Annotated in this window: 9 protein-coding genes and 1 pseudogene; 7 read left to right on the top strand and 3 right to left on the bottom strand. The window is 59.2% G+C overall.

The window, feature by feature from the left end; translation table 11 throughout:
• The first annotated feature begins 180 nt into the window (after positions 1-180).
• Positions 181-1,095 carry a LysR family transcriptional regulator gene (locus AC1DSG_RS23280; protein WP_477792991.1) on the top strand — a complete coding sequence of 305 codons (915 nt, stop codon included), beginning with the start codon at positions 181-183 and terminating at the stop codon, positions 1,093-1,095.
• A 1-nt stretch (position 1,096) separates the two neighbouring features.
• Here AC1DSG_RS23280 and AC1DSG_RS23275 read toward each other — a convergent pair whose 3' ends face one another.
• Entirely contained in the window at positions 1,097-1,516 is a 420-nt protein-coding gene (locus AC1DSG_RS23275; protein ID WP_477792990.1) for a VOC family protein, read from the bottom strand.
• A 118-nt stretch (positions 1,517-1,634) separates the two neighbouring features.
• Between AC1DSG_RS23275 and AC1DSG_RS23270 the strand changes: the two genes are divergently transcribed.
• From AC1DSG_RS23270 to AC1DSG_RS23255, 4 genes are all read left to right on the top strand, one after another.
• Positions 1,635-2,717 carry a bifunctional transcriptional activator/DNA repair enzyme AdaA gene (locus AC1DSG_RS23270; protein ID WP_477792989.1) on the top strand — a complete coding sequence of 361 codons (1,083 nt, stop codon included), beginning with the start codon at positions 1,635-1,637 and terminating at the stop codon, positions 2,715-2,717.
• A gap of 31 nt (positions 2,718-2,748) precedes the next feature.
• Positions 2,749-3,552 (top strand): isocitrate lyase/PEP mutase family protein, encoded by an 804-nt coding sequence (locus tag AC1DSG_RS23265; protein WP_477792988.1) that lies wholly within the window; start codon positions 2,749-2,751, stop codon positions 3,550-3,552.
• A 5-nt stretch (positions 3,553-3,557) separates the two neighbouring features.
• Positions 3,558-4,175 (top strand): DNA-3-methyladenine glycosylase family protein, encoded by a 618-nt coding sequence (locus AC1DSG_RS23260; protein ID WP_477792987.1) that lies wholly within the window; start codon positions 3,558-3,560, stop codon positions 4,173-4,175.
• 74 nt (positions 4,176-4,249) lie between these two features.
• A complete protein-coding gene (locus AC1DSG_RS23255) occupies positions 4,250-4,738 on the top strand; it encodes a GFA family protein (RefSeq protein WP_477792986.1) in 489 nt (162 codons plus the stop codon).
• Positions 4,739-4,847: 109 nt separating this feature from the next.
• On the opposite strand, the gene AC1DSG_RS23250 is transcribed toward AC1DSG_RS23255, so the two are convergent.
• The gene (locus tag AC1DSG_RS23250) at positions 4,848-5,456 is read right to left on the bottom strand and encodes a MiaE family protein (RefSeq protein WP_046032069.1); all 609 of its coding nucleotides are present in this window, start codon (positions 5,454-5,456) and stop codon (positions 4,848-4,850) included.
• A gap of 164 nt (positions 5,457-5,620) precedes the next feature.
• Here AC1DSG_RS23250 and AC1DSG_RS23245 point away from each other — a divergent pair, with 164 nt between their 5' ends.
• Positions 5,621-6,481 (top strand): universal stress protein, encoded by an 861-nt coding sequence (locus AC1DSG_RS23245; protein ID WP_477792985.1) that lies wholly within the window; start codon positions 5,621-5,623, stop codon positions 6,479-6,481.
• 123 nt (positions 6,482-6,604) lie between these two features.
• Here AC1DSG_RS23245 and AC1DSG_RS23240 read toward each other — a convergent pair whose 3' ends face one another.
• Positions 6,605-7,075 (bottom strand): DUF1289 domain-containing protein, encoded by a 471-nt coding sequence (locus AC1DSG_RS23240; protein WP_477792984.1) that lies wholly within the window; start codon positions 7,073-7,075, stop codon positions 6,605-6,607.
• Positions 7,076-7,481: 406 nt separating this feature from the next.
• On the opposite strand from AC1DSG_RS23240, the pseudogene AC1DSG_RS23235 reads away from it, so the two are divergent.
• Positions 7,482-8,776 (top strand): annotated as a pseudogene (locus AC1DSG_RS23235) (bifunctional aconitate hydratase 2/2-methylisocitrate dehydratase); the annotation flags it as partial.

The following is an 8,776-nucleotide window of genomic DNA, read 5'->3' as shown; positions in this document are numbered from 1 at the left end:
CAGGCAAACCGCCCCATCACGCTGAAAGGCGTCGATGTCTTTTTCACTAATGGTGTACGAACTGCGTGTCATGACCTGAAACTCCCTCAACAAGAAATAAAGGTGGCCGCAGGACAAATATTTCATGACACTCAACAATGATAAAATAATATGTATTGATGTATCACCGAAGAAAATCTTATGAAGTTCAGCCTGCGCCAACTCCGTTACGCACTCGCTGCGGCCAAACACAGCAACCTCACGCTGGCGGCCGAGGAGTTGCACGTTTCCCAGCCATCGATATCGACGGCCATCACCGAACTGGAACAGCTTTTCGGCCAACCGCTGTTTGTTCGTCAACGTGGGCTCGGCGTGTCGCTGACACCTTTTGGCCACACAGTGATGGCCCAGGCCAAACGCGTCCTGGCCGAGGCGCGGACGTTTTCGGAAATCGGGACGGATAGCAGCGACTTTTCCGGGGAACTGGTGTTGGGTTGCTACGAGGACCTGGCACCTTATTGCCTGCCACAGATCCTCAGGCGCCTGCAGCAGGACTACCCTCAGGTCTCTGTCGATATGCGCGAAGGCGGGTTTGAATACCTTGGCAAGCGTCTCGCCGAAGGGACCCTGGAGTTGGCGTTGACATACGACCTGGGATTGCCGGCAAACACGCAATGTACTGAGCTGTGCCAACTGACGGCCCATGCCCTGTTGCCGGCTGATCACCCGCTGGCAAACGATCCCCATGTCAGTCTGCAAGCGCTCAGTGAATGCAATCTGGTGGTCACTGACCAAATCCACAGCTGGCAGCACGTACTGGACCTGTTCAACTTCCATGGGCTCTCGCCCGCCAGCGTCCAGCGCACCCACAGTTTCGAGTTTCAGCGCAGTCTCGTGGCCAATGGATTCGGCGTGGCGCTGACCTACACCCGGCCGTTCGGCGACCACAGCTACGATGGTCAGCCGCTGGTCTGTCGTCCCATACGCGAAGAGTTGCCGGCGCAGCGCATCGTATTGGCCTATGACCAACGCTACCCGTTAACGCCACCTGCCGAAGCGTTCAAACAGCAAGCCTTGACCTGGTTCAAGGAACGGCGGCCGTTTGCTACGAATTGAGTCAAACGTTTTCATTGGACGGCCCTTTGAGCTCGACCTGATTGCCGTCCGGGTCAAAGCAATAAAGCGACAAGCCATAGCCTTCGGCGCCGAAGCGCCTGGCCGCTTTCTCAGGAGCCAGACCAAAGGACTGCAAGTGGCTGATGAGTGCTACTTCGTCGAAGGGTTCGATGCGCAGGCAGACATGGTCGAGATTTCGTCCCTCTTGGCCGGCGGCACCGCCGCCCTTGCGCCCGAGCTCACCGTCCAGGCTGACGAGATCGATCATGGAACTCCCGGCGCGCAGATGCACCAGCCCCAGATTGTCTTGACGCTTGACCAGCTCAGCGCCGAACACCTGCGCGTAGAACGTGATGCTTCGCTCCAGGTCCTGGACGCGCAGCACAATGTGATCGATGTGTTGAATCGTGAACGGTTGCATGAAATCCCTTCCTGTTTGGCAGCCTGATCAGTAACCCGATCACTGTAGCCCAGGGCCATAAAAATTCTTTGTCGATTTTCCGGTGGAGACACCGCCCGCAGGGTTTTATGCTCAGCCCATGAACATACAGACCGCTTTACTGCCGCCCCACGCCGAAATGGTTCGCGCCATGCTCGAACGCGACACTGCCTATGAAGGGGTGTTCTTCACGGCCGTGAAAACCACCGGGATTTTCTGCCGCCCCGGCTGTACGGCGCGTTCGCCGAAACCGGAGAACGTCGAGTTCTTTGCGCACGCCGATGAATGCCTGGCGGCGGGTTATCGCGCGTGTCTGCGCTGCAAGCCGCTGGACGCTGCGGCCATCGCGCCCRACTGGGTGCAGAGGCTATTGAAGTCGGTGAACGCCGATCCCGAGCAGCGCTGGACCGACGCCCAGTTACTGGCCGAGGGCATCGAGCCATTGAAACTGCGGCGCTGGTTCAAACAGCACTTGGGCATGACCTTTCACGCCTGGCTGCGCACCCGCCGCCTCGGCATGGCGTTGGGCGGGATCAAACAAGGCGATTCCATCGACAGCGCGGCATTCGACTCGGGTTATGAGTCACTCAGCGGTTTCCGTGACGCCTTTCAAAAGTCGTTCCACATCACCCCGGGCCGAGCCGCTCAGAGTGAGCCGCTGCTCTTCACTCGGCTGACCACCCCACTGGGACCAATGATTGCCATGGCCGAGCGCCGTGGGCTGGTGCTGCTGGAATTCCTCGACCGTCCGGCATTGACCCGCGAAGTCGAAGAACTGCAAAACCGATATGGCTACGCGGTCGCGCCGGGGCACAACACGTATCTACAGCAGATCGAGGTGGAACTGGCGCAGTATTTCGCCGGCAAACTCACCGAATTCTCTGTTGCGCTACACCTGCCTGGCAGTGAGTTCGACCGGCAGGTCTGGGCCGAACTGGCGAAGATTCCATACGGTAAAACCAGCACCTACGGCAGCATCGCCGGGCTATTGGGCAAACCCGGCGCCAGTCGCGCGGTGGGCCTGGCGAACGGGCACAATCGGCTTGCCATCGTGGTGCCCTGCCACCGGGTCATCGGTGCGGATGGCTCGCTGACCGGCTATGGTGGAGGACAACCGCGCAAGGCGTTTCTGCTCCGGCTGGAAAGCGCAGCGATGCAGGTGACCCAACCACTCGCGTTCTGATTGCCTCAACTGTCATCAGGAAGGACATTCGATGGACACACAATTCCACCAACTGCACCACGAAGGCTTGTTGATCCTCACCAACGTCGCGGATGCCACCGGGGCCCGCATCGTCGAGCAACTGGGCTGCAAAGCCGTGGCCACCAGCAGCGCGGCGGTGGCTTGGGCTCATGGCTATGCGGACGGCAATGCCCTGCCCCTCGAACGTCTGGTATCCACCGTCGAGTCCATCGCTCGCGTGATTTCGCTGCCGCTGACCGTGGATATCGAGGCCGGCTATTCCGATGACCTGACGCGGATTGCCCAAGTGATTGAGGCGGTGATTGCCGCCGGGGCGGTCGGGATCAATATCGAGGACGGCGCGTCTGCGCCCGAGTTGCTGGTGCGCAAGATCGAAGTGGCCCGCAAGGTGGCCGATCAGCGCAAAGTGAAGCTGTTCATCAATGCGCGCACCGATGTGTACCTGCGAGGACTGGTGCCGGCCGAAGATCGCGTGGCCGAAACACTCAAGCGCGCCGCTCTGTATCAAGCGGCGGGTGCCGACGGGCTGTTTGCCGCGGGAGTGTCGGCGGAGTATGAAATCGCCGCGCTGTGCCACGGCACCACGCTGCCGGTGAATGTGCTGGGCCTGCCGGGATTGCCATCGCTTGAAGCCTTGAAAGCACTGGGCGTGCGGCGTTTGAGTGCCGGCTCGGGCATCGCCGAGTTTTTGTATGGCGCCATGGCCGGGCTGGCCAAGAGTTTTCTGGAGACCGGAAAACTCGATACCAGCCACCTCAAGGCGTTTACTTACGGTGAAGTTAACGCCCTGCTGAAAACGACCGGAAACCCTTGATCGCCATGCCCGATCCCTATCTGCCGGCGACCCGGTTTTTAGCGTCCCTCGACGCAGACTGGGCACGTCACATCGCCGCCATCGGCCCGTGTCTGCACCAACCCCATGCGGCTCGCRATCCGTATGAGTCGCTGGTGCGGGCGATTGCCTATCAGCAACTGCACGCCAAGGCCGGGGATGCGATTGTCGGGCGGTTGCTGGCGTTGTTTCCGTCGGAGGCATTCCCACGGCCGGAACAGATTCTGGCGACCGGGTTCGATCAACTGCGCAGTTGCGGGTTTTCGGCGGGCAAGATCGCGACCATTCAAGGGATTGCCCAAGCGACGCTGGACGGCGTGGTGCCGGAGTATGCGACAGCGTTGGCGATGGAAGATGAGGCGTTGATCGAGCGCTTGATCACCTTGCGCGGGGTCGGCCGCTGGACGGTTGAGATGTTGCTGATTTACAGCCTCGAACGACCGGACATTTTGCCCGCCGATGACTTTGGCGTGCGTGAAGGTTATCGCCGACTGAAGCGGCTGGAAGTGCAGCCGACGCGTAAGCAGATGGTAGAGATCGGGTTGCCGTGGAGCCCGTATCGGACGGTGGCGGCTTGGTATTTGTGGCGGGTGCCCACCCGGTAAACCGCGTTATCGTTCATCCCGAGCCCTGAAAGTCTAGACTTGGCGGATAAGCCCAATACGTGAGGGAGGCGACCATGCAGCTAGAAGGCTCCTGCCATTGCGGCGCCGTGTCATTCAGCCTGAACAGCGCCCACCCCTACCCTTATCAGCGTTGCTACTGCTCGATCTGCCGCAAGACACAGGGCGGTGGCGGCTATGCGATCAACCTCGGCGGCGAGGCCAAGAGCCTCAAGGTACGCGGTCGAAAGCACATCGCGATTTACCATGCACGACTCAAGGATGAAGGAGATAAACGGGCGCACAGCAGCAGCGCCGAACGGCATTTCTGCGCCCTTTGTGGTACGGGACTGTGGCTGTTCAGCCCTGAATGGCCGGAACTGATCCACCCGTTTGCGTCCGCCATCGACACCGCGCTGCCGGTACCTCCGGAGCACACGCATTTGATGCTCGGCTCAAAAGCGCCGTGGGTAGAGGTTGAGGCGCATACGGGTGATCAGCAGTTCGAGGTTTATCCCGAGGAGTCCATCGCCGACTGGCACGAACGCCTGGGTTTGACTCGCTGAGCGGATGTTGCGGTGGTGCTGATGGCCTTATCGCGAGCAGGTTCGCTCCCACATTTTGGAATGTATTTCCCTGTGGGTGCGAGCTTGCTCGCGATGGCACTACAAGGCATCACGCCGCAGCGGGTACGCCACTGTGGAAACGGAACTCCACGTCTGGTGACTCGATCAGTTCCTGCTCTGCCGCACGGACCTTATCGATCACTTGGGCGATGTCCTTGGCGTCGCCGTACTGGTAAGCCAGTTTCAGGTAACCCTGGAAATGCCGCGCCTCGCTTTTCAACAGTCCGAAGTAGAACTTGCCCAGTTCTTCATCCAGATGCGGCACCAGCGCCTCGAAACGCTCGCAGCTGCGGGCCTCGATAAAAGCCCCCACCACCAGCGTATCCACCAGTTTCACCGGTTCATGGCTGCGTACCACTTTGCGCAGGCCCGAGGCGTAGCGACCGGCGGACAACTGGCGCAGCTCGATCTTGCGCTTTTTCATCAGGCGCATGACTTGCTCATGGTGCACCAGTTCTTCCCGGGCCAGGCGCGACATCAGGTTGATCAGGTCGACGTGGGAGTGATACTTGGCAATCAGGCTCAGCGCCGTGCTGGCGGCCTTGAATTCGCAGTTCTTGTGGTCGATCAGCAACGTTTCCTGATCGGCCAGTGCGGCCTGCACCCAGCCGTCAGGGGTACGGCAGCCGAGGAACTCGTGAATTTCGGGAAGGATCATGGGGCTCACGGATAAAGGGTTCAAAAATGAAGGGCGCGATTATACCGGCCTGCCGACAGACCACCAGTCGCCAACCGTTGATATGCATCAAGTACCTGGTTAGCTAGCAGCAACTATAGTTGTGCAACGCCGTGCTTTTTTACCCGTTTATGGAGATCCCGATCATGCAAGCCATTCGCAGCATTCTGGTGGTCATCGAACCCGAACACTTGGAAAGCCTGGCGCTCAAACGGGCCAAATTGATTGCCGGTGTGACCCAGGCCCATTTGCACTTGCTTGTCGGCGACCCCAAGCATGATCACAACGGCATGTTGGGGGTGCTCAAGGCCGCGCTTTCAGCCGACGGCTACAGCGTCACGACCGAGCAGGCCTGGAATCAGAGCCTGCACCAAACCATCATCGACGTGCAGCAAGCCGAGGGCTGCGGGCTGGTGGTCAAGCAGCACTACCCGGACAACCCGCTGAAAAAGGCCCTGCTAACTCCGGATGACTGGAAACTGCTGCGTGAATGCCCGACTCCGGTGCTGCTGGTGAAAACGGCCGGTTCCTGGAGAGACAAAGTCATTCTGGCCGCGATCGACGTGGGCAATAGCGATGGCGAACACCGTCACCTGCACAACACCATCATCGATTACGGTTATGACATCGCCAGCCTGGCCAAGGGGCATTTGCATGTGATCAGTGCACATCCGTCGCCGATGCTGTCGTCGGCCGACCCGACCTTCCAGCTCAAGGAAACCATCGAGGCGCGCTATCGCGAGCAGTGCCGGGCGTTCCAGGCGGAATTCGACATCGACGATGACCATTTGCATATCGAGGAAGGCCCGGCGGATGTGTTGATTCCATTCATGGTGCACAAACTGCAAGCGGCAGTGACCGTGATCGGCACCGTGGCGCGCTCAGGGTTGTCGGGGGCGTTGATCGGCAATACGGCGGAAGTGGTGCTGGATAAGGTGGAGAGCGATGTACTGGTGCTCAAGCCGCAGGAGATTGAGGATCACCTTGATGAAGTGGCGCAGCATTAAGGTTTGTGGTGCCGGAGCGGACGCCATCGCCGGCAAGCCGGTCTCGCTCCCACATTGGTCGTGTGAACGACGCTAATCCCCTGTGGGAGCGAGCTTGGTTCGGGCGGCGTTCCGACGATGCTTTCAGCCGCCAAAGCCGTCTTTCAGGAAGCCCGGTGCAATGTAACGCTGGTAATGCGCTTCAGACAGCAAGAAAAATTCTCGATCAATGGCATCACGCAATTCCGGCAGGTTCCAGTCGCGAAACTCCGGCATCAGCACCATCCCGTAGGCCTCCAGGTTATTGATCACCCGCGCCCCACGGGCAATCAGCTGATACGCCCAGCAATACTCCGACTGATGCGGCACAAAACGAATTTTGCGTTGCTCCAGTTGCAAACGCAGACGCTGAGGGTCGAAAACCTCCAGCTTGCTGGCCATCACCTGGGACAGCAATAGCTCAAGACGCAGCCATACCGCGCGCTTTTCCTCCTCGTTGTAACCATTCCAGCTGATCACTTCGTGGTGGAAACGCTTGCAGCCACGGCACACCAAGTCACCGTAAACAGTGGAGCAAAGGCCGACGCAGGGGGTCTTGATGGTCTGATTGGGCATAGGTAGGCAAAACACGGAAAAGCAGAACAGGCGCGCATGTTAGCCCTTTGTCTAACATTCATCACCCCTCAAAGTTAAAGGCCTAACTTACCTTTAATTTCTTTTTGCCGTAGAATCAGCCAGCCTTTTAAGGCGCCAATGTCCGTTAGAAGCTGTTTTCAAAGCGTCACGAGCACAGTCGTTCCTTCAGAGCGGTGTTGGCGAAGGGTTTTTCCAGCGGGGAAAAGCTCAGCGCCAACCCTCATCAGCTCCCGTTCTGCAGGCGTAAAACTTTGAAAGCAGCTTCTGTAAGGAATTGTCGGTAATTCTGGCTAAATGGCTCACAACGCCATGCAGCGCATGAGTACGGCAATTCGGGATGAGCGTCCCGGACACCCATTTGGGACCACTGATGAGGGTAATAACTGTGCTTGAAGCCTACCGCAAACATATCGAAGAGCGTGCAGCACTGGGTATCGTTCCCCAGCCGCTTAACGCCGAACAAACTGCAGGCCTGATCGAGCTGCTGAAGAATCCCCCGGCTGGCGAAGAAGCTTTCCTCGTTGACCTGATCACCAATCGCGTTCCACCTGGAGTGGACGAAGCCGCCTATGTAAAGGCCGGTTTCCTGTCCGCCCTCGCCAAAGGCGAAGCCCAATCCCCTCTGATCGACAAGAAGCGCGCTGTTGAACTGCTCGGCACCATGCAAGGCGGCTACAACATCGTCACGCTGGTCAACCTGCTGGACGACGCCGAACTGGCCCCGGTCGCTGCCGAAGAACTCAAGCACACCCTGCTGATGTTCGATGCGTTCCACGACGTCGCTGAACGCGCCAAGAACGGCAACGTTCACGCCAAAGGCGTGCTGCAATCCTGGGCTGACGGCGAGTGGTTCAAAAACCGCCCTGTACTGGCCGACAAGATCAGCCTGCGCGTGTTCAAGGTCACCGGCGAAACCAACACCGACGACCTGTCCCCTGCCCCGGAYGCCTGGTCCCGCCCGGACATCCCGCTGCACGCCCTGGCCATGCTGAAAATGGCTCGCGACGGCATCGTGCCTGACGTCCAAGGCGTCACCGGTCCGATGAAGCAGATCGAAGAAATGCGCGGCCAAGGCTTCCCGATCGCTTACGTCGGTGACGTGGTCGGTACCGGTTCTTCGCGTAAATCCGCCACCAACTCGGTGCTGTGGTTCTTCGGCGATGACGTGCCTTTCGTGCCGAACAAGCGTGCTGGCGGTTTCTGCTTCGGCAACAAGATTGCTCCGATCTTCTACAACACCATGGAAGATGCYGGCGCMCTGCCAATCGAATTCGACGTCRCCAACATGMACATGGGCGACGTGATCGACCTGTACCCGCACGCAGGCAAAGTCTGCAAGCACGGTACCGACGAAGTCATCACTACCTTCGAAATGAAGACCCCKGTGCTGYTGGACGAAGTCCGTGCCGGCGGTCGTATTCCGCTGATCATCGGCCGTGGCCTGACCGASAAGGCKCGCGCCGARCTGGGYCTGCCAGYGTYSGAYCTGTTCAASAARCCKGAWGCYCCRRYYGAAAGCACCAAGGGTTTCACCCTGGCGCAGAARATGGTCGGCAAGGCRTGCGGCGTRRCSGGYGTKCGTCCRGGCACYTACTGCGAACCGAARATGACCACCGTSGGTTCYCAGGACACCACCGGTCCAATGACCCGTGACGAACTGAAAGACCTGGCGTGCCTGGG

This window comes from Pseudomonas sp. P5_A12, assembly GCF_056400685.1.
The sequence above is the reverse complement of the archived record's forward strand: the minus strand, read 5'-3'. Positions and strand labels throughout refer to the sequence as shown.

What these genes read in the sequence shown, in the direction of transcription:
- AC1DSG_RS23280 (WP_477792991.1), top strand. Translation starts at nt 181, where the DNA reads ATGAAGTTCAGCCTGCGCCAACTCCGTTACGCACTCGCTGCGGCCAAA.
- AC1DSG_RS23275 (WP_477792990.1), bottom strand. Translation starts at nt 1,516, where the DNA reads ATGCAACCGTTCACGATTCAACACATCGATCACATTGTGCTGCGCGTC.
- AC1DSG_RS23265 (WP_477792988.1), top strand. Translation starts at nt 2,749, where the DNA reads ATGGACACACAATTCCACCAACTGCACCACGAAGGCTTGTTGATCCTC.
- AC1DSG_RS23255 (WP_477792986.1), top strand. Translation starts at nt 4,250, where the DNA reads ATGCAGCTAGAAGGCTCCTGCCATTGCGGCGCCGTGTCATTCAGCCTG.
- AC1DSG_RS23250 (WP_046032069.1), bottom strand. Translation starts at nt 5,456, where the DNA reads ATGATCCTTCCCGAAATTCACGAGTTCCTCGGCTGCCGTACCCCTGAC.
- AC1DSG_RS23245 (WP_477792985.1), top strand. Translation starts at nt 5,621, where the DNA reads ATGCAAGCCATTCGCAGCATTCTGGTGGTCATCGAACCCGAACACTTG.
- AC1DSG_RS23240 (WP_477792984.1), bottom strand. Translation starts at nt 7,075, where the DNA reads ATGCCCAATCAGACCATCAAGACCCCCTGCGTCGGCCTTTGCTCCACT.